The sequence below is a fragment of the Cupriavidus taiwanensis genome (assembly GCF_900250115.1).
Lineage (GTDB): Bacteria > Pseudomonadota > Gammaproteobacteria > Burkholderiales > Burkholderiaceae > Cupriavidus > Cupriavidus taiwanensis_B.
Window position 1 is genome coordinate 102,908 of the sequence record NZ_LT984803.1, and the last position, 25,654, is coordinate 128,561.

The 25,654-nt window shown below is 68.0% G+C and carries 26 protein-coding genes; 18 read left to right on the forward strand and 8 right to left on the reverse strand.

All coding sequences use genetic code 11. The annotated features are described in order from the left end of the window. Window positions 1–38 precede the first annotated feature (38 nt). The 4 genes from CBM2586_RS00520 to CBM2586_RS00535 all read right to left on the reverse strand — a co-directional run bounded on the left by CBM2586_RS00520 (window position 39) and on the right by CBM2586_RS00535 (window position 3,980). Window positions 39–890, reverse strand: a complete 852-nt coding sequence (locus CBM2586_RS00520) for a PhaM family polyhydroxyalkanoate granule multifunctional regulatory protein (RefSeq protein WP_115686600.1) — start codon at window positions 888–890, stop codon at window positions 39–41. A gap of 62 nt (window positions 891–952) precedes the next feature. Beyond that, the gene (locus CBM2586_RS00525) at window positions 953–1,786 is read right to left on the reverse strand and encodes an enoyl-CoA hydratase/isomerase family protein (RefSeq protein ID WP_115686601.1); all 834 of its coding nucleotides are present in this window, start codon (window positions 1,784–1,786) and stop codon (window positions 953–955) included. Window positions 1,787–1,914: 128 nt separating this feature from the next. After that, on the reverse strand, window positions 1,915–2,895 hold the full coding sequence (locus CBM2586_RS00530; RefSeq protein WP_115663341.1) for a fumarylacetoacetate hydrolase family protein: 981 nt from the start codon (window positions 2,893–2,895) through the stop codon (window positions 1,915–1,917). A gap of 86 nt (window positions 2,896–2,981) precedes the next feature. Next, window positions 2,982–3,980: a Bug family tripartite tricarboxylate transporter substrate binding protein gene (locus CBM2586_RS00535; RefSeq protein WP_115686602.1), complete on the reverse strand. Its 999-nt coding sequence runs from the start codon at window positions 3,978–3,980 to the stop codon at window positions 2,982–2,984. Window positions 3,981–4,158: 178 nt separating this feature from the next. Here CBM2586_RS00535 and CBM2586_RS00540 point away from each other — a divergent pair, with 178 nt between their 5' ends. The 4 genes from CBM2586_RS00540 to CBM2586_RS00555 all read left to right on the forward strand — a co-directional run bounded on the left by CBM2586_RS00540 (window position 4,159) and on the right by CBM2586_RS00555 (window position 7,438). Then, the gene (locus CBM2586_RS00540) at window positions 4,159–4,992 is read left to right on the forward strand and encodes an IclR family transcriptional regulator (RefSeq protein ID WP_062796236.1); all 834 of its coding nucleotides are present in this window, start codon (window positions 4,159–4,161) and stop codon (window positions 4,990–4,992) included. Between the two features lie 58 nt (window positions 4,993–5,050). Further along, window positions 5,051–6,058 carry a DUF3108 domain-containing protein gene (locus CBM2586_RS00545; RefSeq protein WP_240991461.1) on the forward strand — a complete coding sequence of 336 codons (1,008 nt, stop codon included), beginning with the start codon at window positions 5,051–5,053 and terminating at the stop codon, window positions 6,056–6,058. 52 nt (window positions 6,059–6,110) lie between these two features. After that, window positions 6,111–6,953 carry an alpha/beta fold hydrolase gene (locus CBM2586_RS00550; protein WP_115686603.1) on the forward strand — a complete coding sequence of 281 codons (843 nt, stop codon included), beginning with the start codon at window positions 6,111–6,113 and terminating at the stop codon, window positions 6,951–6,953. Between the two features lie 227 nt (window positions 6,954–7,180). After that, window positions 7,181–7,438: a BTH_I0359 family protein gene (locus tag CBM2586_RS00555; RefSeq protein ID WP_012351433.1), complete on the forward strand. Its 258-nt coding sequence runs from the start codon at window positions 7,181–7,183 to the stop codon at window positions 7,436–7,438. Between the two features lie 97 nt (window positions 7,439–7,535). Here CBM2586_RS00555 and CBM2586_RS00560 read toward each other — a convergent pair whose 3' ends face one another. Next, on the reverse strand, window positions 7,536–7,928 hold the full coding sequence (locus CBM2586_RS00560) for a rhodanese-like domain-containing protein (RefSeq protein WP_115663338.1): 393 nt from the start codon (window positions 7,926–7,928) through the stop codon (window positions 7,536–7,538). A 200-nt stretch (window positions 7,929–8,128) separates the two neighbouring features. Here CBM2586_RS00560 and CBM2586_RS00565 point away from each other — a divergent pair, with 200 nt between their 5' ends. The 5 genes from CBM2586_RS00565 (at window position 8,129) to CBM2586_RS00585 (ending at window position 14,072) form a co-directional block, all read left to right on the forward strand. Beyond that, window positions 8,129–9,190 carry a homocysteine S-methyltransferase family protein gene (locus CBM2586_RS00565; RefSeq protein ID WP_115686604.1) on the forward strand — a complete coding sequence of 354 codons (1,062 nt, stop codon included), beginning with the start codon at window positions 8,129–8,131 and terminating at the stop codon, window positions 9,188–9,190. A 17-nt stretch (window positions 9,191–9,207) separates the two neighbouring features. Beyond that, window positions 9,208–11,955, forward strand: coding sequence for a methionine synthase (metH, locus tag CBM2586_RS00570; protein WP_115686605.1), 2,748 nt, complete (start codon window positions 9,208–9,210; stop codon window positions 11,953–11,955). A gap of 262 nt (window positions 11,956–12,217) precedes the next feature. Beyond that, the gene (locus CBM2586_RS00575) at window positions 12,218–12,673 is read left to right on the forward strand and encodes a hypothetical protein (protein WP_115663335.1); all 456 of its coding nucleotides are present in this window, start codon (window positions 12,218–12,220) and stop codon (window positions 12,671–12,673) included. A 308-nt stretch (window positions 12,674–12,981) separates the two neighbouring features. After that, window positions 12,982–13,614: a response regulator gene (locus CBM2586_RS00580; protein ID WP_018006648.1), complete on the forward strand. Its 633-nt coding sequence runs from the start codon at window positions 12,982–12,984 to the stop codon at window positions 13,612–13,614. Window positions 13,615–13,670: 56 nt separating this feature from the next. Further along, the gene (locus CBM2586_RS00585) at window positions 13,671–14,072 is read left to right on the forward strand and encodes a response regulator (protein ID WP_115663334.1); all 402 of its coding nucleotides are present in this window, start codon (window positions 13,671–13,673) and stop codon (window positions 14,070–14,072) included. Between the two features lie 10 nt (window positions 14,073–14,082). Here the strand turns inward: CBM2586_RS00585 and CBM2586_RS00590 are convergent, their stop codons facing one another. After that, window positions 14,083–15,486 carry a sensor histidine kinase gene (locus CBM2586_RS00590; protein ID WP_115663333.1) on the reverse strand — a complete coding sequence of 468 codons (1,404 nt, stop codon included), beginning with the start codon at window positions 15,484–15,486 and terminating at the stop codon, window positions 14,083–14,085. 307 nt (window positions 15,487–15,793) lie between these two features. On the opposite strand from CBM2586_RS00590, the gene CBM2586_RS00595 reads away from it, so the two are divergent. The 3 genes from CBM2586_RS00595 to CBM2586_RS00605 all read left to right on the forward strand — a co-directional run bounded on the left by CBM2586_RS00595 (window position 15,794) and on the right by CBM2586_RS00605 (window position 17,880). Next, window positions 15,794–15,961 carry a DUF1328 domain-containing protein gene (locus CBM2586_RS00595; protein WP_010812883.1) on the forward strand — a complete coding sequence of 56 codons (168 nt, stop codon included), beginning with the start codon at window positions 15,794–15,796 and terminating at the stop codon, window positions 15,959–15,961. A gap of 53 nt (window positions 15,962–16,014) precedes the next feature. Next, window positions 16,015–16,446: a DUF883 family protein gene (locus CBM2586_RS00600; protein ID WP_115663332.1), complete on the forward strand. Its 432-nt coding sequence runs from the start codon at window positions 16,015–16,017 to the stop codon at window positions 16,444–16,446. 213 nt (window positions 16,447–16,659) lie between these two features. Further along, window positions 16,660–17,880, forward strand: coding sequence for an ISL3-like element ISRta1 family transposase (locus CBM2586_RS00605; RefSeq protein ID WP_012353615.1), 1,221 nt, complete (start codon window positions 16,660–16,662; stop codon window positions 17,878–17,880). Window positions 17,881–17,951: 71 nt separating this feature from the next. Here CBM2586_RS00605 and CBM2586_RS00610 read toward each other — a convergent pair whose 3' ends face one another. Then, window positions 17,952–18,275, reverse strand: coding sequence for a DUF1840 domain-containing protein (locus CBM2586_RS00610; protein WP_115663331.1), 324 nt, complete (start codon window positions 18,273–18,275; stop codon window positions 17,952–17,954). Between the two features lie 277 nt (window positions 18,276–18,552). Between CBM2586_RS00610 and argS the strand changes: the two genes are divergently transcribed. The 5 genes from argS (at window position 18,553) to CBM2586_RS00635 (ending at window position 23,853) form a co-directional block, all read left to right on the forward strand. After that, window positions 18,553–20,340, forward strand: a complete 1,788-nt coding sequence (argS, locus tag CBM2586_RS00615; protein WP_115686606.1) for an arginine--tRNA ligase — start codon at window positions 18,553–18,555, stop codon at window positions 20,338–20,340. Between the two features lie 123 nt (window positions 20,341–20,463). After that, window positions 20,464–21,177 (forward strand): SPOR domain-containing protein, encoded by a 714-nt coding sequence (locus CBM2586_RS00620; protein WP_115663329.1) that lies wholly within the window; start codon window positions 20,464–20,466, stop codon window positions 21,175–21,177. A gap of 138 nt (window positions 21,178–21,315) precedes the next feature. Beyond that, a complete protein-coding gene (locus tag CBM2586_RS00625) occupies window positions 21,316–21,951 on the forward strand; it encodes a thiol:disulfide interchange protein DsbA/DsbL (RefSeq protein WP_115663328.1) in 636 nt (211 codons plus the stop codon). A 260-nt stretch (window positions 21,952–22,211) separates the two neighbouring features. After that, entirely contained in the window at window positions 22,212–23,018 is an 807-nt protein-coding gene (locus CBM2586_RS00630) for an SDR family oxidoreductase (RefSeq protein ID WP_115686607.1), read from the forward strand. Window position 23,019: 1 nt separating this feature from the next. Continuing rightward, on the forward strand, window positions 23,020–23,853 hold the full coding sequence (locus CBM2586_RS00635; RefSeq protein ID WP_115686608.1) for a helical backbone metal receptor: 834 nt from the start codon (window positions 23,020–23,022) through the stop codon (window positions 23,851–23,853). A gap of 13 nt (window positions 23,854–23,866) precedes the next feature. Here CBM2586_RS00635 and CBM2586_RS00640 read toward each other — a convergent pair whose 3' ends face one another. Continuing rightward, the gene (locus CBM2586_RS00640; protein ID WP_115686609.1) at window positions 23,867–24,943 is read right to left on the reverse strand and encodes an MBL fold metallo-hydrolase; all 1,077 of its coding nucleotides are present in this window, start codon (window positions 24,941–24,943) and stop codon (window positions 23,867–23,869) included. A 210-nt stretch (window positions 24,944–25,153) separates the two neighbouring features. Here CBM2586_RS00640 and CBM2586_RS00645 point away from each other — a divergent pair, with 210 nt between their 5' ends. Further along, the gene (locus tag CBM2586_RS00645; protein ID WP_115663324.1) at window positions 25,154–25,594 is read left to right on the forward strand and encodes a MerR family transcriptional regulator; all 441 of its coding nucleotides are present in this window, start codon (window positions 25,154–25,156) and stop codon (window positions 25,592–25,594) included. The last annotated feature ends 60 nt before the right edge of the window (window positions 25,595–25,654 follow it).

A 25,654-nucleotide genomic window follows, 5' to 3' on the forward strand; every position in this document is an offset into this window, starting at 1 on the left:
TGGTGGGGAAAGGGGGCGTCAGGCAGCGGCGGGATCAGTCAGTTGGTGACGCCGCCGCCGCCGCCGCCGGCGCCGTTGCTGTTGCCGTTGCCGCTGCCATTGCCGCCATTGCCGCCATTGCCCCCGGTGCGGCCCTTGCCGGCAGCCTGGGCCGGCCCGGCCTTGGCCGACTTGCTGGCAGCCGCTTTTTTCGCCGGCGCCTTCTTCGCCGGTGCCTTCTTCGCGGCAGGCCTGGCGGGTCCGGCCGACGGTGTCGCGGCTGCCGCGCTCTCCGGTTTTTCGGCGCTGGCTTGCGTGGTGCCGGCTGGCGTGGTGGCGCCGGCAGCGCCAAAGCCGCCCATGCCGAACGGCACCATGCTGGCCGCCGCGGCGCTGCTGGCGATCTGGTTGAACTGCTGTTGCAGCATGTCCCACCACAGCGCGGCGTTGGGCGCCGGGGCCGTCTCGGCGTCGCTGGCGGCCGCCTGCTCGGCGGCGGGCGGCTCGGCCTGGGCGCCGGTGCCGGCGTCAGCGCCGGCACCGGCGCCCGTATCAGCGCCGGTGCGTTGCGGCGCCTCGGCGCTGGGCGCGTTGGCCGCACGCGCGACGGTTTCCATCGCCGATTGCATGGCCTCGGGCGACAGCGCGTTGCCGAAGGTCTGCAGCGCCACCAGCGTGGCGCGCTGCACTTCCAGCCCCTGGATGGTGGTGCGCAGCAGGTTGGTATTGAGCTGCAGCCAGCTTTCCACCGCCTTCAGGTCGGCGATGCGCTTGTCGAGGTCTTCCAGGTCCATCGGCGGCGTCATCGCCTGCAGGCCGGGAATCAGGCCGGCGGACATGCCGGCGCCGCCGCCCCAGAGCCGGCGCATGAAGTCGAAGCCGTTGGTGAAATCGGGAATCTGTCCGAACATGGTTGGGCTCCGTGTGCGGCGCAGCCCGGTGCCCGGACCTCCGGAGCGCGGCTGCGTCGTCGTTACCTGAATCGAGGCGGCCGCTTTTCGCGCAGGCTCGCCATGCCTTCGTGCACGTCAGGGCCGGCAAAGCCCATGAATTCGAGCGCCAGCGAGGTATCGAAAGCGGGGCCGGCCATGCGCAGCCAGTTGTTGAGGGCGTACTTGGTCCAGCGGATCGCGCTCTGCGATCCCGCCGCCAGCCGGTTGGCCACCTCGAACGCGCGCGCCACCAGTTCGTCCTCATCCACCGCCAGCGAGACCAGGCCGATCCGCTCGGCCTCTTCGCCGCTGACCGACTCGCACAGCATCAGATAGTACTTGGCCTTGGCCATTCCGCACAGCAGCGGCCACACGATCGCGGCATGGTCGCCCGCGGCCACGCCCAGGCGGGTATGGCCGTCGACGATGCGCGCCGTCTTCGCCGCGATCGAGATATCGGCGAGCAGGCCCGCCACCAGCCCGGCGCCGACCGCCGGGCCGTGCATCGCCGAGACCACCGGCTTGTCGCAGTTGATGACGTTGTAGACCAGGTCGCGCGCCTCGTGCCAGACGCGGGTGCGGGTGTCGAAGTCGTTGGCCATGTCCTCGACCAGCGCCAGGTCGCCGCCGGCGGAAAAGCCCTTGCCCTCGCCGCGGATCAGCGCGACCCGCACCTCGGGGTCGGCGGACACATCGCGCCAGATTTCGGCCAGCTCGCGGTGCATGCTGGCGTCGGCGGTGGCCAGCTTCCGGTTGGCCGACTGGGCCGCGCCCATGACGATTTCGAGGATCGGGCCGTGGCGGCGCAGGGTCAGCGCGCGGTAGCGCTCGTAGCGCGGCGACAGGGTGGAGGTATCAGCGGAGGGCGTGGTCATGGGGGCCTTTGAGGTGGACGCCAGCGCGGGCGCCGGACGCGGGATGACTGCAAGTAAATTTACCAACCGATCGGTCGGTTAATTATATGCAAATCCGGCGCGCGGCTGCGTCCCCGCCCCGGCGTGCCTCAGGCGGCGGCAACCAGCTGGTCGATCGCGCCGAACACCGAATGGCCGTGCGCGTCGAACATCTCGATCTTGACCGCGTCGCCGAACTTCATGAACTCGGTCACCGGCTTGCCTGCGTCGATGGTCTCGAGCATGCGCTTCTCGGCGATGCAGCAGTAGCCCTTGCCGCGGTCGACGTTGGAGATCGTGCCCGAGCCGACGATGCTGCCGGCGCGCACGTTGCGGGTCTTGCAGATGTGGGCGATCAGCTGGCCGAAATCGAACACCATGTCGGTGCCGCAGTCGGGCTGGCCCACCTTCTTGCTGTTCCAGTGCACGGTCATCGGCAGGTGGACCTTGCGCTCGCGCCAGGCCTCGCCCAGCTCGTCGGGGGTCACCGCCACCGGCGAGAACGCCGTCGCCGGCTTGCTCTGGAAGAAGCCGAAGCCCTTGCCCAGTTCGGCCGGGATCAGGTTGCGCAGCGAGACGTCGTTGGCCAGCATCACCAGCCGGATGGCCTCGCCGGCCTGCTCCGGGGTGGCGCCCATCTTCACATCGCCGGTGACCACTGCCACCTCGGCCTCGAAGTCGATGCCGAAGGCCTCGCTGGCGCAGACGATGTCGTCGTGCGGGCCGAGGAAATCGTCGGAGCCGCCCTGGTACATCAGCGGGTCGGTCCAGAACTCGGGCGGCATCTCGGCGCCGCGCGCCTTGCGCACCAGCTCGACATGGTTGACGTAGGCCGAGCCGTCGGCCCACTGGTAGGCGCGCGGCAGCGGCGCCATGCAGTCCTTCGGCGCGAACGGGAACGGATGGCGCGCGCGGCCGCCGTTGAGCGCGTCGTACAAATCCTGCAGCTGCGGTGCGTAGAACTGCCAGTCGTCGAGCACGGTCTGGAGCCTGCCGGCGATGTCGGTGGCGAAGTGCGCAGTCTTCAGGTCGCGCGACACGACCACCAGCTGGCCGTCGCGCGAACCGTCCTTCAGGGTTGCGAGTTTCATGGGATACGGTAGGGAGCAGGCGCGCCTGCCGGGCAGGCGCAATGGGCGCTAGTCTAACGCGGCGCGGACGCCGCGCAGCCGACCGCTCAGTCGACCGTGATCCCCTTGGCCTTGATCAGCTTGCCCCAGCGCTCAGCCTCGGCCCGCGCGTAGCTGGCGAATTCCTCGGGCGTGCTCGACACCGCTTCGACGCCCACGCCTTCCAGCTTCTTCTGCACCTCGGGTGTCTTCAGCGCCTTGACCAGCTCGGCGTTCAGGCGCGTGACCACGGCCCTGGGCGTACCGGCCGGCGCCACCATGCCTTGCCAGGCGTAGGCCTCGAAGCCGGCCACGCCGCCTTCGGCGACCGTCGGCACACCCGGCAGCACGGTGAGGCGTTTGGGCGTGGCCACCCCCAGCGCGCGCAGCTTGCCGGCCTGCACGTTCTGCTGGCCCGAGGCCAGGTCCAGGAACATCAGGTCGACCTGCCCCGCGAGCAGGTCCTGCACCGCGGGCGCGGCGCCCTTGTAGGGCACGTGCGTCATCCTGACCCGGGTCTGGTCCATGAACAGCTCCATCGCCAAATGGTGCGGGCTGCCCGCGCCCGGCGAGGCGAAGTTGACCTTGCCCGGATGCTTCTGCGCATAGTCGATCGCTTCCTTGAGCGTGCGCGCGGGGAAATTCGGGTTGGCCACCAGCACCAGCGGGAAGCGCGCCAGCTGGCCGACATAGACGAAGTCCTTGTCGGCGTTGTACGGCAGCTTCTTGTACAGCGACGGATTGGCGGCCAGCGTGGCGGTATCGGCGGTCAGCACGGTGTAGCCGTCGGGCTTGGCATGCGCCACCGCATCGGCGCCCACGATGGTAGCGGCGCCCGGCCGGTTGTCGATCACCACCTGCTTGCCCAGCGCCGGCGCGATCGCCTGAGCCACGGTGCGCGCCACCACATCGGTGCCGCCGCCGGCGGGATAGGGCACCACCCAGCGGATCGGCTGCGACGGCCAGTCGTCGGCGCGCGCCGGGGCGCTGGCGGTGCACAGCAAGGCAAGCAGGGGAGCGGCGGTCAGGGCGGCAAGAACAGGGCGGAAGTAGCCAGCGGGGCGCATCGTTTGTCTCCATGGTAAAACGGGGCCCGGCTTGGCGGCGGCATGCGCGGCGCCGGCCAGGTCTGTAGCGAGGAAAGTCTACCGAGCGCTTAAAAATTGGTAAATCGATTTCGCTATAGTAAATTCACCTAGGATTTTTCCCTCCCCCACCCAGCCAGCAAGCACCCCTGCCACCCGCATGTCAGAGATCGAAGAAGAAGACGCCAAGCTGCGTTCCGGCATCCAGTCCATCGAGGTGGGCTTCAGGCTGCTGCAGGCGCTGGCGGCATCGCCGCGCGCGATGATGCTGCGCGACCTGGCCGCCGCCGCCGACATGAACCCGGCCAAGGCCCACCGCTACCTGGTCAGCTTCATGCGGCTGGGCGCGGTGGCGCAGGACCCCGTCAGCGGGCGCTATGACCTGGGGCCGTTCGCGCTGCAACTGGGGCTGGCCGGGCTGAACCGGCTCGACCCGGTCAAGAAGGCGCGCCCGATCCTGTCGCAGCTGCGTGACGAGCTGGACCTGACCGCCGGCATCGCCGTGTGGGGCAACCATGGTCCCACGGTGGTGCACTGGGAGGAGTCGAGCCACCCGGTCACCGTGAGCCTGCGCCTGGGCGACGTGATGCCGATGCTCAACTCCGCCACCGGCCGGCTCTATGGCGCTTACCTGCCGCGCAAGCAGACCCTGCCGCTGATCGAGCGCGAACTGGGCGCGCGCGGCCATGATGGCGTGCCCGACATGCCGCGCACGCTCGCCGACTATGACGCGATCTGCGCCGAGGTCCGCGCGCACGGCGCCGCGCGCACGCTCGGCGGCGTGCTGCCGGGCATCAATGCGTTCTCGATGCCGGTGTTCGACGCCAACGGCCACCTCGCCATGGGGCTGATCGTGCTGGGCGCGCAAAGCATATTCGATGCAGAATGGGGCGGTACGATGGATCGCCGTGTACGCGCCATCGCCCAACAGCTCTCATCGGAACTCGGCTACCTTGGTGCCGCCACCCCGGCCGGACAAACCGGCCCCGCCTGAACCTGACGCCCGCCGCGGCGCGGAATCCCGCGTCTGGCGCCGGCGCCGCTGGGTCGTTGTGATTGCGCTGGTGCTGCTGGTCCACCTGCTGGCAGTGGTGGGCCTGGTACGCATGCCCGGGCCGCTGATCCCGGTCGACGTCAGCAACACCCCCACGCTGGAGGCCGTGCTGCTGCCGCCGCCGGCGCCGCCAGCACCACCCAAGCCACGACCGATCGCGCGTGCGCCGCGCCCGCAGCCCAGGCCCGCGGCGCCGCGGCCTGAACAGGAAGTGCCTGCCCCCGCCCCCGAGCCGGCGCCGCCGCTTGCCACCAGCCCGCAGGGCGCTACCGAGATGGCTGCCGGCAGCGGCGGCGAAGGCAGCGCGGCCGCGCCCGCCGCCGCGGCGGCGGCCCCGTCCGGCGGGCCCCAGGGCGGCGTCAACGGCGTGCGCTACAGCCCGCCCCCGTCGGCGACCATGCATTACGCCAGCTTCGTCAACGGCGTGCAGAACCCGGACGGCCTGATCCGCTGGGAGCAGGACGGCAGCCGCTACCGGCTCGCGGTCGAGACCCGCGTGCTGTGGTTCCGCTTTGCCTTCCAGAGCAGCGGCGCGCTGGCCGAGCAGGGACTGTTGCCGGAACGCTACGAGGAGCGCCGCCGCAACAAGGTCGAGGCCTTGCGCATCGACACCGCGGCCGGCACCGTGGCCTTTGCCTCGGGCGCGCAGGCGTCGTTCCCGGCGGGGGCCCAGGACCGCTTCAGCGTATTCCTGCAGCTGGTGGGGCTGGTGCGCGGCAATCCCCAGCGCTACGTCACGCCCGGTGTGACCGAAGCGTTCCAGGTGGCCGACACCCGGGATGTGGAACCGATGCAAGTGCAGTATGTTGGAGAGGTCGAGATCGACACCGGCCAGGGCCTCGTGCGCGCCAAGCACTTTGTGCGGCTGCCGCGCCGCGCCAACGACCGGCGCCGCGTCGAGGTGTGGCTGGCGCAGTCGCTCGGCTGGATGCCGGTGCGGTTGCGCCAGACCGAGCCTGACGGCACCCAGATCGACCTGGTGTACCGCGGCAGGGAAGGACCGTAGCGCCGCCGGTTCGCGCAGATCCACGCAGGCTTGACCGAAAGGAGTCCCAGCCATGACCGTTGCCACGCCGCCCACCGAAACCCATCGCATCCACGCCGACGGCGCCGACCTGCACGTGCGCCTGGACGGCGCCGACGGGCCCTGGGTGATCCTGACCCATGCCCTGGCGGCCGACCATACCCTGTGGGACGTTACGGCCCGGCACCTGGCCGGCCGCTACCGCGTGGTGCGTCCCGACCTGCGCGGGCACGGCGCCAGCGATGCCCCGCTCGGCCCCTACACCATGACGCGGCTGGCCGACGACGTGGTCGCGGTGATGGACGCACTGCAGATCCCGCAGGCGCATTTCTGCGGCATCTCGGTGGGCGGGATGATCGGGCAGAGCATGGGCCTGCGCCATCCGGAGCGGCTGCTGTCGCTGACGCTGGTGGCGACCAACAGCCAGACGCCGATGGAAGCGCACCCGATGTGGCACAACCGCATCGGCCAGGCCGAGGCCCATGGCATGGCGGGACTGGCCGATGCCACCCTCGGCCGCTGGCTGACGCCGGCGTTCCATGCGTCACATCCCGAGGAGGTGTTGCGTATCCGCGACATGCTGGTGGCGACCCAGGTACGTGGATACGTGGGTGTGGCCGAGGCCATCATGGCTTTCGACCTGGCGGGCGCGCTTTCCCGCATTCATTGTCCTACGCTGGTAGTAGCGGGCGAGCAGGACCAGGGCGCCACCGTGGCGATGGCACAAAGCATTGCCGCGGCGATCGCCGGATCCAGGCTCGTGGTGGTGCCGCAAGCCGCGCACCTGGTGCACGTGGAGCAGCCGGAACGCTTCCATGCCGCGCTGGACGCCTTCCTGGGGAGCGCCGCATGCGGGGGCCAGTGCGACGTTCCGTGACAAGCAACACACTGATGTTCCAGGCTCAAGAAACTTGTTGCATTGGCCGGTGCCCAATTCATGTAAGGCAGAAAATCGTGGCAACGTGGTGACAGGCACGCAATAACTTGATTTACCGCCCGTCACCCCAAGTTTGGAGGTAAAGCCGCGGCGCCCCCCTCAAGGCATCAACTGAGGCAAGAACCACAAGGGCGAGCCGCCCATCCATGACGCCCAGGAGGTGTGCCATGCAAATGATCTACAACAGCGACAATTACTGCATCGTCGAGTTCGGTGCGGATGTCGAGCAAGCGCCGCTCGAATTCGGGGGCTATGAAATCGTCGACAAGAACCTGAAGCGCGAGATTTTCCTGGGCGGCCAGCTCGCCGAAAGCTTCCGTGCCGACGTCAAGCGGCTGATCGAAAGTGAGCCGTCGGTGGAGGAGGTCGATGACTTCCTCGGCAAGTTCGACAACGTGATGACGCATCCGCTGGTGATGCACTGAGCAGCCACGCCGTGCCGGCGCGCCGAGCCGCCGCGCCGCCCGGTTTCATGACGAGAGCCATGCCCGCTTCGGCGGGCTTTTGTTTGTTGCAGCGGGTTCAGTACTGCTCCCAGGGCAGCCCGTCGTGGCGCCAGCCGTTGAGCGTATTGCGGTGGCGCTGCGCATCGAGGTCGCCCTCGAAGCCGTGCAACACAAACTGGACGTTGGAAAACCCGGCGCCCTCCAGCGCGCGCGCCGCCGCCGACGAGCGGTTGCCGCTGCGGCAGATCAGCAGCACGGGCCGCGCCGATGCCTGCCCGGCGAGCTTTTTCACCATCTGCACGAAATGCGGGTTGACCTCCCAGTCGGGGCCGTCGTTCCAGGGCACGTTGTGCGCGCCCTTGGGATGGCCGACGAACAGGTATTCCATCTCGCTGCGGCAGTCGATGAAGAGCGTTTCGGGCGATTGCGCCAGCAAGGCGTGGGCGTCGGTCGGGGACAAGTGTTGCATGGTCGGAGGGAGCGCGGCGCGGGCCGTTGGACGGTGATGTCTGCGTCTCTCAGTGTAGGCGCCGGAGCGTCCGGCAGGCAACCGACCACGCCCGCAAGGCCTTGATACACCTGATAAAATCGCACCTCCCTGGCCGCCATCGGCCACCCGCGGCCTACCGTCGAAGCTCCGCCGGCCCCGCCTTTCCAGAGTTCCCCGCCATGAGTGCCCCTGAATCCCGCGCGGCCGCACCGCGCCCCTACACCCGGGCTGCCGAGTTGCCCCGGCTGCTGCAAGAACGCATCCTGGTCCTGGATGGCGCCATGGGCACCATGATCCAGCGCTACAAGCTGTCCGAGGCCGACTACCGCGGCGAGCGCTTCGCCGAACACAAGATCGACGTCAAGGGCAACAACGAACTGCTGCTGCTGACGCGCCCGCAGGTCATCAGCGAGATCCACGAGCAATACCTGGCCGCCGGCGCCGACCTGATCGAGACCAATACCTTCGGCGCCACGCGCGTGGCGCAGGAAGACTACAAGATGGCCGAGCTGGCGTACGAGATGAACGTCGAGGCCGCGCGGCTGGCGCGCGCCGCCTGCGACAAGTACAGCACGCCCGACAAGCCGCGCTTCGTCGCCGGCGCCTTCGGCCCGACGCCCAAGACCGCCAGCATCTCGCCCGACGTGAACGACCCCGGCGCGCGCAACGTCACCTTCGAAGAGCTGCGCGAGTCGTACTACGAGCAAGGCAAGGGCCTGCTCGAAGGCGGCGCCGACGTATTCCTGGTCGAAACCATTTTCGACACGCTCAACGCCAAGGCGGCGCTGTTCGCCATCGACCAGCTGTTCGAGGACACCGGCGAGCGCGTGCCGGTGATGATCTCCGGCACCGTCACCGACGCCTCGGGCCGCATCCTGTCGGGCCAGACCGTGGAAGCGTTCTGGAACAGCCTGCGCCACGCGCGGCCGGTTACGTTCGGCCTGAACTGCGCGCTGGGCGCGACGCTGATGCGTCCGTATATCGCCGAGCTGGCCAAGATCTGCGATGCCGCGGTGTCGTGCTACCCCAACGCGGGTTTGCCGAATCCGATGAGCGACACGGGCTTCGACGAAACGCCCGAGGTCACGTCGTCGCTGGTCGAAGAGTTTGCCGCCTCCGGGCTGGTGAATCTGGTGGGCGGCTGCTGCGGCACCACGCCCGAGCACATCGCCGCCATCGCCCAGCGCGTGGCCGACAAGAAACCCCGCAGCTGGCCCGGCCAGTATCGCGACGCCGCCTGAGCCCGAGAGCCGACAACATGAGCGACAACCAACTGCCCCCGCGCCCGATGCGCCTGTCCGGCCTCGAGCCCTTCACCATCGACGACGACACGCTGTTCGTCAACGTCGGCGAGCGCACCAACGTGACCGGCTCCAAGGCCTTCGCGCGCATGATCCTCAACGGCCAGTTCGACGAGGCGCTGGCGGTGGCGCGCCAGCAGGTCGAGAACGGCGCGCAGATCATCGACATCAACATGGACGAGGCCATGCTGGACTCGAAGGCCGCGATGGTGCGCTTCCTGAACCTGATCGCCTCCGAGCCCGACATCGCGCGCGTGCCGATCATGCTGGATTCGTCCAAGTGGGAGGTGATCGAGGCCGGCCTGCAGTGCGTGCAGGGCAAGCCGGTGGTGAACTCGATCTCGCTGAAGGAGGGCGAGGAGCAGTTCCGCCACCACGCCGAGCTGATCCGCCGCTACGGCGCTGCCAGCGTGGTGATGGCCTTCGACGAAAAGGGCCAGGCCGATACCTTCGCGCGCAAGACCGAGATCTGCCAGCGCAGCTACGACATCCTGGTCAATGAAGTCGGCTTCCCGCCGGAAGACATCATCTTCGACCCGAACATCTTCGCGGTCGCGACCGGCATCGAGGAACACAACAACTACGCGGTGGACTTCATCGAAGCCACGCGCTGGATCAAGCAGAACCTGCCGTATGCCAAGGTCAGCGGCGGCGTCTCCAACGTGTCGTTCTCGTTCCGCGGCAACGATGTGGTGCGCGAGGCGATCCACACCGTGTTCCTGTACCACGCGATCGGCGCGGGCATGGACATGGGCATTGTCAACGCGGGGCAGCTCGGCGTGTATGACCAGCTCGATCCCGAGCTGCGCGAGCGCGTGGAAGACGTGGTGCTGAACCGCCGCGAGGATTCCACCGATCGCCTGCTGGAAATCGCCGACCGCTACAAGGGCGGCGGCGCGAAGAAGGAAGAAAACCTGGCCTGGCGCGGCACGCCCGAGCAGCCGGTGCCGGTGGGCGAACGCCTGGCGCACGCGCTGGTGCATGGCATCACCACCTTCATCGTCGGAGACACTGAAGAAGTCCGCCAGCAGGTCGCCGCGCGCGGCGGCCGTCCGATCGAGGTGATCGAGGGCCCGCTGATGGACGGCATGAACATCGTCGGCGACCTGTTCGGCGCCGGCAAGATGTTCCTGCCGCAGGTGGTCAAGAGCGCGCGCGTGATGAAGCAGGCCGTGGCGCACCTGTTGCCCTTCATCGAGGAAGAGAAGCGCCTGCTGGCCGAGGCCGGCGGCGATGTGCGCGCGCGCGGCAAGATCGTGATCGCCACCGTGAAGGGCGACGTGCACGACATCGGCAAGAACATCGTCTCGGTGGTGCTCCAGTGCAATAACTTCGAAGTGGTCAACATGGGCGTGATGGTGCCGTGCAACGAGATCCTGGCCAAGGCCAAGGTCGAGGGTGCGGACATCGTCGGCCTGTCGGGGCTGATCACGCCGTCGCTGGAAGAAATGGCCTACGTCGCGTCCGAGATGCAGCGCGACGACTACTTCCGCGTGAAGAAGATCCCGCTGCTGATCGGCGGCGCCACCACCTCGCGCGTGCATACCGCGGTCAAGATCGCGCCCAACTACGAAGGCCCGGTGGTGTACGTGCCGGACGCCTCGCGCTCGGTCAGCGTGGCGTCGAGCCTGCTGTCCGACGAAGGCGCGGCCAGGTACCTGGACGAGCTGAAGAGCGACTACGAGCGCATCCGCACCCAGCACGCCAACAAGAAGGCCACGCCGATGGTGACGCTGGCGCAGGCGCGCGCCAACAAGACGCCGATCGACTGGAGCACTTACGTGCCGCCGAAGCCGAAGTTCATCGGCCGCCGCGTGTTCCGCAACTACGACCTCGCGGAGCTGGCCAACTACATCGACTGGGGCCCGTTCTTCCAGACCTGGGACCTGGCCGGCAAATTCCCCGACATCCTCAACGACGAGATCGTCGGCGAGTCGGCGCGCAAGGTGTTCTCGGATGGCAAGGCGATGCTGTCACGGCTGATCCAGGGCCGCTGGCTGAGTGCCAACGGCGTGATCGCGCTGCTGCCGGCCAATACCGTCAACGACGACGATATCGAGATCTACACCGACGAGACCCGCAGCCAGGTCGCGCTGACCTGGCACAACCTGCGCCAGCAGAGCGAGCGCCCGGTGGTCGAAGGCGTGCGCCGGCCCAACCGTTGTCTCGCGGACTTTGTCGCACCGAAGGACAGCGGCATCGCCGACTATGTCGGCATCTTCGCCGTGACCGCGGGCCTGGGCGTCGACAAGAAGGAGGCCCAGTTCGAGGCCGACCACGACGACTACAGCGCGATCATGCTCAAGGCGCTGGCCGACCGCCTGGCCGAGGGCTTCGCCGAATGCCTGCACGAGCGCGTGCGCCGCGACCTGTGGGGCTATGACGCGGCCGAGGCCCTGAGCAACGACGAACTGATCGCCGAGAAATACCGCGGCATCCGTCCCGCGCCCGGCTATCCGGCGTGCCCAGAGCATACCGTCAAGGGGCCGATGTTCGAATTCCTGAACGCGGCCGAGATCGGCATGGGCATCACCGAATCGCTGGCGATGACGCCGGCGGCCTCGGTCAGCGGCTTCTACCTGGCGCATCCCGCGTCGACCTACTTCACCATCGGCAAGATCGGCCAGGACCAGCTCGACGACATGGTGGCGCGCCGCCACGAGGACCGCGCCGCGCTGGCGCGCGCGCTCGCGCCCAACCTGTAACCGGGTGCGACGCCCGGGCGGCAGCGGCGGCGGCGGGGCCGCGCCGCCAGCCCTTTGATGCAGGGGGAAAAGCGCAGCGGATGGCCCGCACGGCGCCGCCGGGGTGGCGTGCGGGCCGCCTCACAACTCCTTACAGTGCCTTTCAACTGCTCACAGACCGCCGCAGTCCGGCTCCCTAGACTGAGGGCTCGATACACGCAATCACCAGCGTGATCACCGCGGCGAATGTTTCGCCGCGGGGCATCCTGAAAGGAGTCTGTCCATGAAGAAACTGCTGCTCTCCCTGTCCGCACTGTCGATCGCCGCCGCTTCCTCGCTGGCCATGGCCCAAGGCACCGGCGTCGGCGTTGGCACCAAGGCCGATGTCGGTGCCTCGGTGACCACGCCCTCGCCGGCCGCCGCGGCGCAGGGCGGTCTGAACACCGCCGGCAGCGCCGCCACGGGTGCCGCTGGTGGGGCCGAAAAGGGCCTGTCGACCGCTGGCGCGGCGACCGACAAGGGTCTGTCGGCAGCGGGCACGGCGGCCGACAAGGGCCTGTCGACCGCGGGCGCCGCAGTCGAAAAGGGTGCCGGCACCGCCGCCGACGCCACCGGCTCGGCCAAGGCAGACGCCGGCAGCAAGACCAAGCACGGCAAGCATGCCGCCAAGTCGACCAAGAAGTCGAAGGCAGACGCCAGCGTGGGGGTGGGCGCGGAAGCCGGCGCCAAGGCCCAGTAAGCACCTCCGGTAGTCGCTTGCAGGACTAGCCACAGCCTCTGCCGGTGCCGGCGCGCCGGGCTCACCTCCAGGGCAGTTCACGACCCTGACGCGCCGCAGCAAAGCGGGACGGATTGCATCCGTCCCGCTTTGCTTTGGAGCGGCCACGGCGTGCCCGCGGCCGGCCTTGGCGCCACGCGCATTGTCAGCCTGACACCGACAGCCTGAGCGCGCGCGCGGCACTACAATGACAACATCGCAAGCGGTTCCGCCTGCACCCGACGTGCACCGGGCCAAAGTGCCGGTCCGTTCAACCCGTGGAGCCCCACATGATCCGCGTCCTGATCGCCGACGACCACGAGATTGTGCGTGCCGGGCTGCGTCAGTTCATTTCCGAAGAACCCGATATCCAGGTGACCGGCGAGGCCGGCAGTGGCGACGAAGTCATGGCGCAGCTGCGCGATGCCGAGTTCGACGTGCTGGTGCTGGACATCTCGATGCCGGACCGCAATGGCATCGATGTGCTCAAGCTGATCCGCCAGCGCAAGCCCGACCTGCCGGTGCTGATCCTGTCGACGTATCCGGAAGACCAGTACGCGATCAACCTGATCCGTGCCGGCGCGTCCGGCTACCTGACCAAGGAAAGCGCCCCCGACGACCTGGTCAAGGCGATCCGCACGGTGGCGCAGGGCCGCCGCTACGTCAGCGCCACCGTGGCCGACCTGCTGATCGGCGGGCTCGACAAGCCGACCGAGCAGCCGGTGCACCAGATGCTGTCCGAGCGCGAGTTCCAGATCTTCTGCAAGCTGTCGCGCGGGCAGTCGGTGTCGGTGATAGCCGACGAGCTGTTTCTCAGCGTCAAGACCGTCAGCACCTACCGTTCGCGCATCCTGGAGAAAATGGGCATGAAGACCAACGCCGACCTGACCTACTACGCGATCAAGAACGGCCTGGTGGAATAGCAGTTCAATCGCGGCCCCGCGCGGGCCGCCCCGGAAGGGTACCCGCAATACACAATATGTCGGAGCAGGATTCGAACACTTCCTACCGCGCGCTGAACGTGCTGCTGATTGAAGATTCGGCGGTCCTGCGCGGCATGCTGCTCGAATACCTGAAGGATTTCCCGTTTATCGAGAACGTCGACTGGGCCGATACCGAAGCCCTGGCGTTGCGCCTGCTCGGCGCCGGCAAGTACGACGTCGCCATCGTCGACCTGCAGCTGCGCCAGGGAAACGGCATCAACGTGCTGCGCGCGATGCAGCGCGCCGGCACCGGCACCGTGCGCATCGTCTACACCAACCATGCCCAGCTCGAGATGTACCGGCGCCAGTGCGCCGAGGCGGGCGCCGACTACTTCTTCGACAAGTCGCTGGAGCTGGAGCAGGTGTTCCGCGTGATCGAGGAACACGCCGCGCTGTAGGCCTGACACCTCAGGCGCGTGCCGGCTCCGGACTCTCGGGTTCTTCGGCCGGCGCCAGCACCGATGCGGTCAGCGGCACCTCGATCCGGATCCGTACCCCGGCATCCGGCGACGAATCGATCTGCATGCTGCCGCCGAGCGCGGTGACGCGCTGCTCCATCCCCAGCAAGCCGTGGTGGCCGGCCTGGCTGCCGGCGTCGAAGTCCGGCGGCAGGCCCTTGCCGTCGTCGCGCACGGTCAGCGTCAGCAGTTCGCCCTGGCACGCCAGCGACACATCGACGTGCCTGGCCTCGGAGTACTTGCTGGCATTGGTCAGCGATTCCTGCACGATCCGGTACAGCGCGATCGCGGCTTCGTCGCGCAGCGCCGGCAGGTCTTCGGGCACGCTGACCCCGGTCTGCCAGTTGTTGCGCGCGCCGACTTCCTCGACCAGCTGAGTGACTGCCGCGCGCAGGCCAAGGTTGAGCAGCACGGTGGGGCGCAGGTCCTCGATCAGGCGGCGCTTGATCTGGATGCCCTGGTCCACATGCAGCATCACGCGCGTCAGGCGCTCGGCCGCCACCGGCTGGTCCGCCTGTATCTTGCGGCGCACCCAGTGCAGGTCGAGCTTGATCGCGGTCAGGATCGCGCCCAGTTCGTCATGCAGTTCGCGCGCGAGCCGGGTCTTCTCGTCTTCGGTCACGCGCTGCAGGTGGCCCGCCAGCGCCGACAGCTGGCGCGTACGCGCGCGCACCTTGCGGTCCAGCCGCACGCTTTCCTCTTCGAGCTGGGTGCGCACCGCCTCGGCCATCGACAGCCGCTTGGCGTGGCCGATGCCGACCGCCATCAGCAGGATGATGTTGATGGCGGTGAGAAGGCCAATGCCGTAGCGCGACAGCTGCACGTCGTTCTCGGCGCCCTCGAGCCGGTGCGAGACCGCGCCGGCCTCGCGCGCCTGCAGCTGGTCGAGCCCGCGGCGCGCGTTGTCCATGGTCTGCTTGCCGTAGTCGGTGCGGATCAGGTCCAGCGCCACTTCGAGGTCGCGCTTGCCGTACACCAGCGTCAGCGCCATCTCGTTGAGCTTGCTGTTGACCAGCTTGGAGGTGTCGCCGAACTGCTTCAGGCCTTCCGGGTCATTGGCGTAGCCCGCGCGGATCTGCGCCATCAGTTCGGCGATGCGCGGCAGCGCCTTGTAGTAGGGCTCCAGGTAGCTTTCCTTGCCGGTCAGCAGGAAGCCGCGCTGGCCGGCCTCGGCATTGACCAGCTCGCCGTTGAGCGCGGCCAGCTCGGTCTGCAGGCGCTGCGAGCGGATCACGTCGGTATAGCTTTCGCGCAGGCGGATATTGCCGGTTTCCGACGCCACCAGCACCGCCAGGGTCAGCAGGATGCCGCCCGCGAGCAACAGCGTGTGAGGGAGAAATGACTGCTTGAACATGGGGCAATTCCTCTCGTGAAGGCGCGCTCGCCCGCCGCGGCGCCAAGGGAGGGCCCATGGAATCACATCGACCGCCATGGGTCAACCCGGCGCCGGTTTCCGGGTCGCATTTCGCGCCGGCGCGGCAGCTGCGTGGCGCGCGGCCGCCGTTGTAGGACTTGGCTGACAGCGGAATCGGCTGCCTGTCGGTATTGGCACGAAGCGTGGCTTTCTACGATGAGGCTATGAGCTTGCACCCGTTGGCGCAAGCCTCACATGGGCCCAGCCAGGGCGCCTGGCCAGGTCCGAAATCTTCGGGAGCCTAGCCATGCTGCAATATGCACTCGTATTTTTCGTCATCGCCCTGATCGCCGCGATTTTCGGCTTCGGCGGGATTGCCGCCGGCGCCGTGGAAATCGCCAAGATCCTGTTCTTCATCTTCCTGGTCGTGGCGCTGGTTGCCGCGGTGATGGGACTGGTTCGCAGGGGACGATAAAGCCGGCGCAAGCCGGCGTCACGCCCTCGCCGACCCGAACCTGAGGAGACCGTATGCTGACGCAGAACCCCAAAGTCCGGAAGGAACTGAACCACCTGTCCGACAGTGCCGACAGTGCGATCCGCCATATCAAGCATGCCGCGCGCGATACGCGCGAGGCCGCGGCGCCGGTGTCGAGCGAAGTCAAGTCGCTGATCTCGCAGCTCGAGCACACCATCCAGGTGCTGGCGCGCGAGGGCTCTGCCGAGAGCCTCCAGGCCGGCCACCGCCTGCGTGAACGCGCCAGCGACATGGCGCACCGCCTGCGCGCCCAGACCGCCGACGGCATGATGCGCGCGCGCGAACGCGTGGACGGCGCGGTAGTGCAGGCCCAGCACCGCGTGGCCGAATCCCCGCTAAAGGCGCTGGCGATTGCCGCTGCCGTCGGCGCGTTGATCGGGCTGCTGCTGGCCAACGGCCGGCACCATGCCGATGATGAGGAATAGCCGCGCGGATCAGCCGGCAAGACCTGACCCGGAGATCCGGCTGGCGCGCCAGCCGGGCTCCGCCGGAATTCCCCCCTTTCCGGAACCCTCGTCCGGAAGCCCGGCCGCCAGCTGTGGTGCCGGGTGTTTTTTTAGGTTCTTCGCAGAAAACCGTGGCCCGAAAGAGCACATTTTGTATGCTGATGTCTGTTTCTTCAGGTATCAGGGGGATGTGTGCTGGATCGCAAGACGCTGCAAGCACTGGGTTGCTGGAAGGGCTACCGGCTGGAGCGCGTGGAATGGCCGGAGGGAGAGAGCCGTACGCTGTCGTTGTACTTGAAGCCGGTCAGCAAGGTCATGCATTGCGAGGAGTGTGGCGCGCGCTGCCATCAGGTGCATGAGACAGTGGTCAGGCGAGTCCGGGACCTTCCGCTGTTCGAGTATCGGGTCGTACTGCACGTGCCGCGCCGGCGCGTTTGGTGCGACCGTTGCGGCGGTCCGAGGCTGGAGCGGCTGGAATGGCTTGGGCGCTACCAACGCGTGACGGCCCGCTTGGCCCAGGCTTGCGGCCACTTGTTGCGCCACTGTACGGTGCAGGCGGTGGCGGCCTTCTACGATCTGGGCTGGCACACAGTTAAATCGATCGATAAGGCTCGCTTGCGTGAGGCAGTGGCCGAGCCGGACTGGTCCAATATCCGCTACCTGGCCATGGATGAGTTCGCGCTACACAAGGGGCATCGATATGCCACGGTGGTAGTCGACCCCATTGGGCGGCAGGTGCTCTGGATCGGACAGGGGCGCTCACGCGAGACCGCCCGAGCCTTCTTTGAGCAGCTCCCCGCCGGCGTTGCGCAGCGCATCGAGGCCGTCGCCATCGACATGACGACCGCGTATGAGTTGGAGATCCGGGCGCATTGCCCGCAAGCAGAGGTGGTCTTCGACCTGTTCCACGTGGTAGCTAAGTACGGGCGTGAGGTCATCGACCGAGTACGGGTGGATCAGGCCAATCAGCTGCGGCACGATCGGCCGGCCAGACGGGTGCTCAAGTCCACACGCTGGCTACTGCTGCGGAATCGGGAGAACTTGAGCGTCCCCCAGGCGGTTCATCTGGATGAGGTCCTGGAGGCGAACCGGCCATTGCTGACAGTCTATCTGTTGCGCGACGAGCTAAAGCGGCTATGGTTCTACCGCCGCCCGGCGTGGGCGCAAAAAGCTTGGGAGCAATGGTGCGAGCAGGCTCGGCAGAGCCGAATACCTGCCCTGGAGTTGTTTGCGAAGCGCCTGCAAGGCTACTGGCATGGCATCTTGGCCCGCTGCCGCCACCCATTGAACACCAGCGTGGTCGAAGGCATCAACAACACCATCAAGGTCATCAAGCGCCGCGCGTACGGCTATCGCGACGAGGAATACTTCTTCCTCAAAATCCGCGCAGCCTTCCCCGGAATTCCTCGATGAACCTTTTTTTATCCGCCGCCGCCGGACCGGCGCGCAGCGGCGCTCAGCGCCTTGCGGCCGGCGGGCGCCGCTCAGACGCCCCAGAGGACATTGACCCCTTCGCGCTGCGACGCGCGCAGCATGTCGAGGAAGGGATAGGCGCGCTGCCCCAGGTGCAGCGGCTCTTCCGCTTCGTCGTCGGCATCGGGCCGGGCCTCGACCGCGGTGTCGGCCGGATGCGCGCGGCGCGCGTCGGCCACGGCCGCTTCAAGCTTGCGGATCGCGTGCGGCAGTTCTTCGACGGTGATCACCCCCCGTTCTCCCAGATGCTTGCCGATGATGCCCAGGAGCGTCACGGCCAGATCCTTCATCATGATCAGGTCCTGCGCGGCGTGGGATTTGAAGGTGATCAGCATGATGGTTTTTCCTTTCACGGAGAACGGTGGGCGGCGTCCCCGGGGCGGGATGCCGCGCCGGTTCGGGCATGGTCCGGTGCGGCCGCCGGAGCGGATTGTGGTCCGTGGCCGTCCTTGCGCATGATGTCAGCATAGCACCTGATAAAATTGCGCGTTCCCGATTCCCATGCCAGGCACGCGGCGCGGCGTTGATTCGCCGTCACTTGCCGCGTACGTGGCACCGGCGCGGCCCGCGAGGCCTGCGCCCGAATACCAGCCCACAGGGCTTCCGACATCCATGCTGCCTGTTCAGACCTCAAATCTTGCCGCCGCGTTCACCGATGCCGTGCGCGCGCTCGCCCCGGCCGATGCCACCTTGCCCGGCGTCACCTTCGAGCGGCCCAAGGTCGCCGCCCATGGCGACCTGGCCTGCAATATCGCCATGCAGGTCGCGCGCGCGCTCAAGAGCAATCCGCGCGAGCTGGCGCAGCGCATCGTCGCCGCGGTGCAGGCCGATGCGCGCGCGCAGGAGCTGGTCGCGGCGATGGAGATCGCCGGTCCCGGCTTCATCAACCTGCGCCTGACGCCGGCGGCCAAGGCCGAGGTGCTGCGCGCGGTGCTGAACCAGGGCGACCACTACGGCGCGCGCGAGCGCGGCGTGCATGGCCAGGTGCTGGTGGAGTTCGTCTCGGCCAACCCGACCGGCCCGCTGCACGTCGGCCACGGCCGCCAGGCGGCGCTGGGCGATGCGCTCGCCAACCTGCTGTCGTGGCAGGGCTGGCACGTGCACCGCGAGTTCTACTACAACGACGCCGGCGTGCAGATCCAGACCCTGGCGCTGTCGGTGCAGGCGCGCGCGCGCGGCCTGAAGCCGGGCGATGCCAGCTGGCCCGAGGCCGCCTACAACGGCGATTACATCGCCGACATCGCCGCCGACTTCCTCGCCGGCAAGACCGTCAGCGCTTCCGACGGCGAGCCGGTGACCGCGTCGGGCAACGTCGACGACATCGACTCGATCCGCAAGTTTGCCGTGACCTACCTGCGCAACGAGCAGGACATCGACCTGCAGGCCTTCGGCGTCAAGTTCGACCGCTACTACCTGGAGTCCTCGCTGTACAGCGACGGCCGTGTCGACGCCGCGGTGCAGTCGCTGATCGGTAAAGGCAAGACCTACGAGAGCGAGGGCGCGCTGTGGCTGCGCACCACCGACGACGGCGACGACAAGGACCGCGTGATGAAGAAGAGCGACGGCACCTATACCTACTTCGTGCCGGACGTGGCCTACCACACCACCAAGTGGGAGCGCGGCTTCACCAAGGTCATCAACGTGCAGGGCAGCGACCACCACGGCACCATCGCGCGCGTGCGCGCCGGCCTGCAGGGCCTGGACATCGGCATCCCGCAGGGCTATCCCGACTACGTGCTGCACAAGATGGTGACCGTGATGAAGAACGGCGAGGAGGTCAAGATCTCCAAGCGCGCTGGCTCCTACGTCACCGTGCGCGACCTGATCGAATGGTCCAACGGCGGTGACGAGACCATCCGCGGCTGCCTCGACGGCGGCGTGGCCGACTGGCCCGCGCACTTCACCCGCGGCCGCGATGCGGTGCGCTTCTTCCTGCTGTCGCGCAAGGCCGATACCGAATTCGTGTTCGACGTCGACCTGGCGCTCAAGCAGAACGACGAGAACCCGGTGTACTACGTCCAGTACGCCCATGCCCGCATCTGCTCGATCTTCGAGTCGTGGGGCGGCGCGGACTGGGAAGCGCGTCTGGCCGAGCTGGCCGGCGCCGACCTGTCTGCCGTGACCGGCGCCGAAGCCAGCGCCCAGGCGCAGGCGCTGGGACAGCGCCTGGCCGATTTCCCCGACATGCTGTCGGCCGCCGCGGCCGAACTGGCGCCGCACGCGGTGGCCTTCTACCTGCGCGACCTGGCCGGCGACTTCCACGCCTTCTACAACGCCGACCGCGTGCTGGTCGACGACGAAGCCGTCAAGCGCGCCCGCCTGGCGCTGCTGGCCGCTACGCGCCAGGTGCTGCGCAACGGCCTGGCGGTGATCGGGGTGTCCGCTCCGCGCCGCATGTAAGCAGGCAGTCGGCGCCCGGCACGCGCGCCGGGCGACGCACGGGGCCAGCCGGCCCCGGGGACGATCCAGTGCGGCCGCCGGCGGCACTGGCTCTATAATCCCGGCATCACCGAAGAGGACTTCATGCAACAGCAACGCAAGCGCGAGTCGCGCAATGTCCGCCGCAGCCAGCAACGCGGCGGTACGTTCCTGGGCCTGGTGCTCGGGCTGATCGTCGGGCTGGCCATCGCCGTGGTGGTCGCCCTGTACATCACCAAGTCGCCGACGCCGTTCCAGCAGAAGCACGCCCCCCGGCCGAGCGAGCCGGGCAACGTCACCAGCCAGCTGCCGGCCCCGGCGCAGCGCGCCGACGAGGGCCCGAGCGACCCCAACAAGCCGCTGTGGAGCAAGACCCCGGCCAAGCCGGTGGGGCAGGCGCCGGAGCCCGAGCCCAAGCAGAACGGCCAGCCGCCGGTGGCGGCCCGCCCGGCGGAAAAGCCGGTGGAGCGGCCGCTGGAAAAGCCGGTGGAAAAACCGGCTGACAAGCCGATCGCCAGCAAGCCCGCCGAGAAGCCGGTGTCCGACCCGATCGCCGAGATCGCCCAGGCCGATGCGCACAAGGTCGGCTACCTGCTGCAGGTGGGCGCGTTCCGCTCGTCGGACGACGCCGATCGACAGAAGGCCAACCTGGCGATGCAGGGCTTCGAGGCCCGCATCACCGAGCGTGACGTCAACGGGGTCAAGATGTACCGGGTGCGCCTGGGGCCGTTCAACCGCATCGAAGACATGAACAAGGCACGCGACCGGCTGCAGTCGTCCGGTTTCGAGGCTTCGGTGATCCGCTTTACCAAGCAGTAAGCCGGCACCGCCCAATACCCGGTAACCGCCGCAACACCGCAGCAACAGGTTCCCGCCAGATCCAGCGGGGGCGCCGATGAACCGGGTGCCGCCGCCGCTGTCATACGCTCATCGTCCAAACCGCAAGGCCGTTCTCAAATGAAAAAACTCGCCGCACTGTTCGCCATGTTCGCCGCCGTGGGCGGCCTGCTGATGTCCGCCCCGTCGCAGGCGGCACCCACCGAAGGCAAGGAATACCAGGTCCTGAAGACGCCCCAGCCGGTGGCGGCGGGCAAGATCGAGGTGACCGAGTTCTTCTGGTATGGCTGCCCGCACTGCTATGACTTCGAGCCGGAGCTGGAGGCGTGGGTCAAGAAGCAGGGCGGCAATGTGGTGTTCAAGCGCGTGCCGGTCGCCTTCCGCGACGACCTGCTGCCGCACACCAAGATCTTCTACGCGCTGGAAGCCATCGGCAAGCTCGACGCCATGCACAACAAGGTCTTCAGCGCCATCCACGTGGACCGCAAGCGCCTGACCGACCCCAACGAGATCGCCGATTTCATGGCCAAGAACGGCGTCGACCGCAAGGCCTTCCTGGATGCGTACAACTCGTTCACGGTGACGACCAATTCGCAGCGCGCCAACAAGATCGCCGACGCCTACAAGATCGACGGCGTGCCGACCGTGGTGGTGCAGGGCAAGTACGTGACCTCGCCGTCGATCGCCGGCAACAAGCAGGGCGCGGTGCAGACCATGGATTACCTGGTGGAGCAGATCAAGGCGAAGAAGATGTGATTGTGACTGGCGGCCGTTCTTAAGCCGCCGGCTGTCTCCCCTCTCGCGCTTGCGGGACAGGGGCAGGGGGTGAGGGCAGGCGCAGGCATACCGACGCGCTGTACTTCGTCGATATTCCCGCCCTCACCCCACTCCCTCTCCCGCGAGCGGGAGAGGGAGTGGGAGTGGGAGTACCCAGGCAGGATGTCAAAGGCCTGTGGCAAGCCAAACGGCTGGTATCCTGTACCAGCCGTTTTTCATTTCAAGTCGCCTTCGCTTCTATGCGTCCCCTCAAAGTCTTCCTCACCGGCGCCTCCAGCGGCCTGGGCCAGGCGCTCGCGCGCGAGTACGCCGCGCAGGGTGCCATCCTCGGCCTGGTGGCGCGCCGCGAGAACGCGCTGCGCGAGTTCGTGGCGACGCTGCCCAACCCGGGCGCGGTGCGGGTCTATGGCGCCGACGTGCGCGATGCCGACGCGATGGCGCTCGCGGCGGAAGACTTCCTTGGCCATTTCGGCTGTCCGGACGTGGTGATCGCCAATGCCGGGGTCTCGGTTGGCACCGTCGCCAGCGAGCGCGAGGACCTGGACGCCTTCCGCCAGGTCATGGACACCAACTGGTTCGGCGTGCTGACCACCTTCCAGCCGTTCCTGCACGCGATGCAGGCGCGCGAGCCCGGCCACTTCGGGCGGCGCGGCACGCTGGTGGGCATTGCCAGCGTTGCCGGCGTGCGCGGGCTGCCGGGCGCCGGGGCCTACAGCGCTTCCAAGTCGGCGGTGATCAAGCTGCTCGAAAGCCTGCGGCTGGAGCAGCGCCGGCACGACATCCGCGTGGTCACGATCGCGCCCGGCTATATTCGCACGCCGATGACCGCGGACAACCCGTACCGCATGCCGTTCCTGACCGATGCCGAAGTGTTCGCGCGCAAGGCCGTGCGCGTGATCGCCGCGGGCCGGCGCTTCCGCGTGATCCCGTGGCCGATGGGCGTGGTGGCGGCGCTGCTGCACGTGATGCCGCGCTGGCTGTACGACGCGCTCGCCGCGGGCGCGCCGCGCAAGCCGCGCCGTGCCGACGCTGCCCGGGAGCCCTGAGATGTGGCGCGACGCCATCGGCCAGCAGCATGCCGCCGCCACCGGCGTGGTGCGGATCGCCTCGCTGGTGCCGTCGGTGACCGAACTGTTGTTTGCGCTCGGGCTGGCGCGGCAGATGGTGGCGCGCACCGGCTTCTGCATCCACCCGGAGCCGGCGGTGCGCGCTGTGCCCAAGGTGGGCGGCACCAAGGACGTCAACGTGGCGCGGCTGCGCGCGCTGGCGCCCACCCATGTGGTGGTCAATATCGACGAGAACCGGCGCGAGACCGTGGACGAGATCCGCGGCTTCGTGCCCAACGTGATCGTCACCCATCCGTGCGCGCCCGAGGACAACCTCGGGCTGTACCGGCTGCTGGGGGGCATCTTCGGCTGCCACGCCGAGGCCGAGGCGCTGTGCGCGGCGCTGCAGGCGCAACTGGATGCAATCCGCGTGCGGCCATGGCCGGCGCGGCGCGTGCTGTACGCGATCTGGCAGGACCCGTGGATGACGGTGTCGCGCGACACCTATATCAGCCGCATGCTGGCGCTGGCCAACTGGCACACCTGGCCGGCCGGCGTGGAGGCCGATAAAGCCTGCCAGGGCGGCGACTGCAGCCGTCCCAATGCGCCCGGCGAGCGCTATCCCAGCTTCCGCTGGAGCGACGCGCTGGTGCGCGAGCTCGACCTGGTGCTGCTGTCGACCGAGCCTTACCGCTTTACCGAAGACCACGCCGACGCGCTCGAGCGCCAGCTCGGCAAGCCGGTGCTGCTGGTCGACGGCGAGATGCTGTCGTGGTACGGCAGCCGCGCGGTCGACGGGGTGCGCTACCTGGCGGCGCTGGCGGCCGCCAACTGAGGAGCCGGCCTGGTCAGGCGGCGCGGAAGCGGATTACGCCGTCGTCGCCGGTTGCGCGCACCAGCTCGCCGCGGTGCCACAGGCAGTGCAGGTGGGCGAGCGACTCGCCCATGGCGAAAGTCATCTGGTGGATGTCGAACTGGCGCTTGAAGATCACGCTGACGATGTCGTGTGCGCTGCAGGGTTTTTCGCGGCACGCCTCCAGCGTTTCGGCGAGGCGGTCGGCATGGTGTTCGCGCAGCTGCATGATGCGGGTATGCAGGTTGCGGAAGGGGCGGCCGTGCGACGGCAGGATCAGCACGTCCTGCGGCAGCGGTTCGTACTTGCCCAGCGAATCCAGGTAGAGCTGCAGCGAATTGGCCTCGGGCTCCATGTCGAACACGCTGACATTGGTCGAGATGCGCGGCAGCACCATGTCGCCGGAAACCAGCACATTGGTGGCGGCGTTATACAGCGCCACATGCTCGGGCGAATGGCCGAAGCCGGTGATCACGCGCCAGCCGGAGGTCGCCGGGTCGGTGCCGACCCGCACCGTGTCGCCTTCCATCAGGCGGCGGTATTGGGTCGGCAGGTCGGGCACCAGCGACGGGTAGTAGGTCTTGCGCGCGCGCAGCTTTTCCTGGCTGTCGGGATCGGTCAGGCCGTGCAGCGCGAAATGCGCGGCGGCCGCTTCGCCGCCGGCGCTGGAGCCGGCCCCCGTGCCGCTGCCCATCACGCGCGCGCTCATGTAGTCGCCCAGGCTCATCCAGAGGCGCACGTCGAAACGCCGGCACAGCCAGTGCGCCAGGCCGACGTGGTCGGGATGGCTGTGCGTGACCAGCACGCGCACCACCGGCAGGCCTTCCAGCTCGTTGGCGAAGATGGTTTCCCAGTGCGCCTTGATGGTGTCGTTGGTGATGCCGCAGTCGATGATGGTCCAGCCCTCGCGTCCGTCGAGGCGGTCGCGCAGCAGCCACAGGTTGATATGGTCGAGCGCGAACGGCAGCGGCATGCGCAGCCAGTAGACGCCGGGGGCGACCTCCTGCCTGGTGCCGGGCGCCGGCATGGTGTCGCCGAACGGATATTGGAGCTGGTGTTCGAGTGCGTTCATGGGGAGTCTCGTGGTCGAAGCCTGGCGGCGGGGCGCGGGCTTTCTCATTCTGCCGGCACGTCCCTGATCGCGCGCGAGGGGGCGTGCAAGCACCGGTTGCCAGCCGATCTGGTTGACGCTAACGTAAACGTCAACAATACGGGTTCGTTTCCATCTTAAGCGAAAACTTGACTTCGCAACGAACGACCGTTCACTTTCTTTGGTCAGGCCATGTCAGCGACTCCAGCGGCGGCTTCCGCCACCTACACCATCACCGACCTCGCGCGTGAGTTCGACGTCACGCCACGCGCGATCCGCTTCTACGAGGACCAGGGCCTGCTGTCGCCGCAGCGCGAGGGGCCGGGCGGACGCAAGCGGGTCTACAACGGCCGCGAGCGGACCCGGCTGAAGCTCACGCTGCGCGGCAAAAGGTTGGGGCTTACTCTCAACGAGATCCGCGAAATTCTTGACCTGTATGAATCGCCGCGCGATACCGCCCCGCAACTGGACCGGTTCCTGGTCGCGCTTGCGGCGCACCGGCGCGCGCTCGAGCGCCAGCTGGAAGACCTGCAGGCGCAACTGGCCGAGATCGACCAGCATGAGCGCCAGTGCAAGGCGTTGCTGGCGGCGCAGGCCGGCGACGATGCGCCGGACCCGACCCATGCCGCCTGAAGCGCCACTTTGCGCGCGAGTTGGTGCGATCCAGGATTGACGTTTACGTAAACGTAAATA

Excerpts from the sequence above, each read along its gene's own strand:
- CBM2586_RS00600 (WP_115663332.1), top strand. The coding sequence starts at position 16,015 with ATGCTGACGCAGAACCCCAAAGTCCGGAAGGAACTGAACCACCTGTCC.
- CBM2586_RS00565 (WP_115686604.1), top strand. The coding sequence starts at position 8,129 with ATGAGTGCCCCTGAATCCCGCGCGGCCGCACCGCGCCCCTACACCCGG.
- CBM2586_RS00640 (WP_115686609.1), bottom strand. The coding sequence starts at position 24,943 with ATGAACGCACTCGAACACCAGCTCCAATATCCGTTCGGCGACACCATG.
- CBM2586_RS00530 (WP_115663341.1), bottom strand. The coding sequence starts at position 2,895 with ATGAAACTCGCAACCCTGAAGGACGGTTCGCGCGACGGCCAGCTGGTG.
- CBM2586_RS00585 (WP_115663334.1), top strand. The coding sequence starts at position 13,671 with ATGTCGGAGCAGGATTCGAACACTTCCTACCGCGCGCTGAACGTGCTG.
- CBM2586_RS00610 (WP_115663331.1), bottom strand. The coding sequence starts at position 18,275 with ATGCTGATCACCTTCAAATCCCACGCCGCGCAGGACCTGATCATGATG.
- CBM2586_RS00525 (WP_115686601.1), bottom strand. The coding sequence starts at position 1,786 with ATGACCACGCCCTCCGCTGATACCTCCACCCTGTCGCCGCGCTACGAG.
- metH (WP_115686605.1), top strand. The coding sequence starts at position 9,208 with ATGAGCGACAACCAACTGCCCCCGCGCCCGATGCGCCTGTCCGGCCTC.
- CBM2586_RS00590 (WP_115663333.1), bottom strand. The coding sequence starts at position 15,486 with ATGTTCAAGCAGTCATTTCTCCCTCACACGCTGTTGCTCGCGGGCGGC.
- CBM2586_RS00645 (WP_115663324.1), top strand. The coding sequence starts at position 25,154 with ATGTCAGCGACTCCAGCGGCGGCTTCCGCCACCTACACCATCACCGAC.
- CBM2586_RS00575 (WP_115663335.1), top strand. The coding sequence starts at position 12,218 with ATGAAGAAACTGCTGCTCTCCCTGTCCGCACTGTCGATCGCCGCCGCT.
- CBM2586_RS00635 (WP_115686608.1), top strand. The coding sequence starts at position 23,020 with ATGTGGCGCGACGCCATCGGCCAGCAGCATGCCGCCGCCACCGGCGTG.
- CBM2586_RS00625 (WP_115663328.1), top strand. The coding sequence starts at position 21,316 with ATGAAAAAACTCGCCGCACTGTTCGCCATGTTCGCCGCCGTGGGCGGC.
- CBM2586_RS00520 (WP_115686600.1), bottom strand. The coding sequence starts at position 890 with ATGTTCGGACAGATTCCCGATTTCACCAACGGCTTCGACTTCATGCGC.
- argS (WP_115686606.1), top strand. The coding sequence starts at position 18,553 with ATGCTGCCTGTTCAGACCTCAAATCTTGCCGCCGCGTTCACCGATGCC.
- CBM2586_RS00535 (WP_115686602.1), bottom strand. The coding sequence starts at position 3,980 with ATGCGCCCCGCTGGCTACTTCCGCCCTGTTCTTGCCGCCCTGACCGCC.
- CBM2586_RS00550 (WP_115686603.1), top strand. The coding sequence starts at position 6,111 with ATGACCGTTGCCACGCCGCCCACCGAAACCCATCGCATCCACGCCGAC.
- CBM2586_RS00555 (WP_012351433.1), top strand. The coding sequence starts at position 7,181 with ATGCAAATGATCTACAACAGCGACAATTACTGCATCGTCGAGTTCGGT.
- CBM2586_RS00560 (WP_115663338.1), bottom strand. The coding sequence starts at position 7,928 with ATGCAACACTTGTCCCCGACCGACGCCCACGCCTTGCTGGCGCAATCG.
- CBM2586_RS00540 (WP_062796236.1), top strand. The coding sequence starts at position 4,159 with ATGTCAGAGATCGAAGAAGAAGACGCCAAGCTGCGTTCCGGCATCCAG.
- CBM2586_RS00580 (WP_018006648.1), top strand. The coding sequence starts at position 12,982 with ATGATCCGCGTCCTGATCGCCGACGACCACGAGATTGTGCGTGCCGGG.
- CBM2586_RS00630 (WP_115686607.1), top strand. The coding sequence starts at position 22,212 with ATGCGTCCCCTCAAAGTCTTCCTCACCGGCGCCTCCAGCGGCCTGGGC.
- CBM2586_RS00595 (WP_010812883.1), top strand. The coding sequence starts at position 15,794 with ATGCTGCAATATGCACTCGTATTTTTCGTCATCGCCCTGATCGCCGCG.
- CBM2586_RS00620 (WP_115663329.1), top strand. The coding sequence starts at position 20,464 with ATGCAACAGCAACGCAAGCGCGAGTCGCGCAATGTCCGCCGCAGCCAG.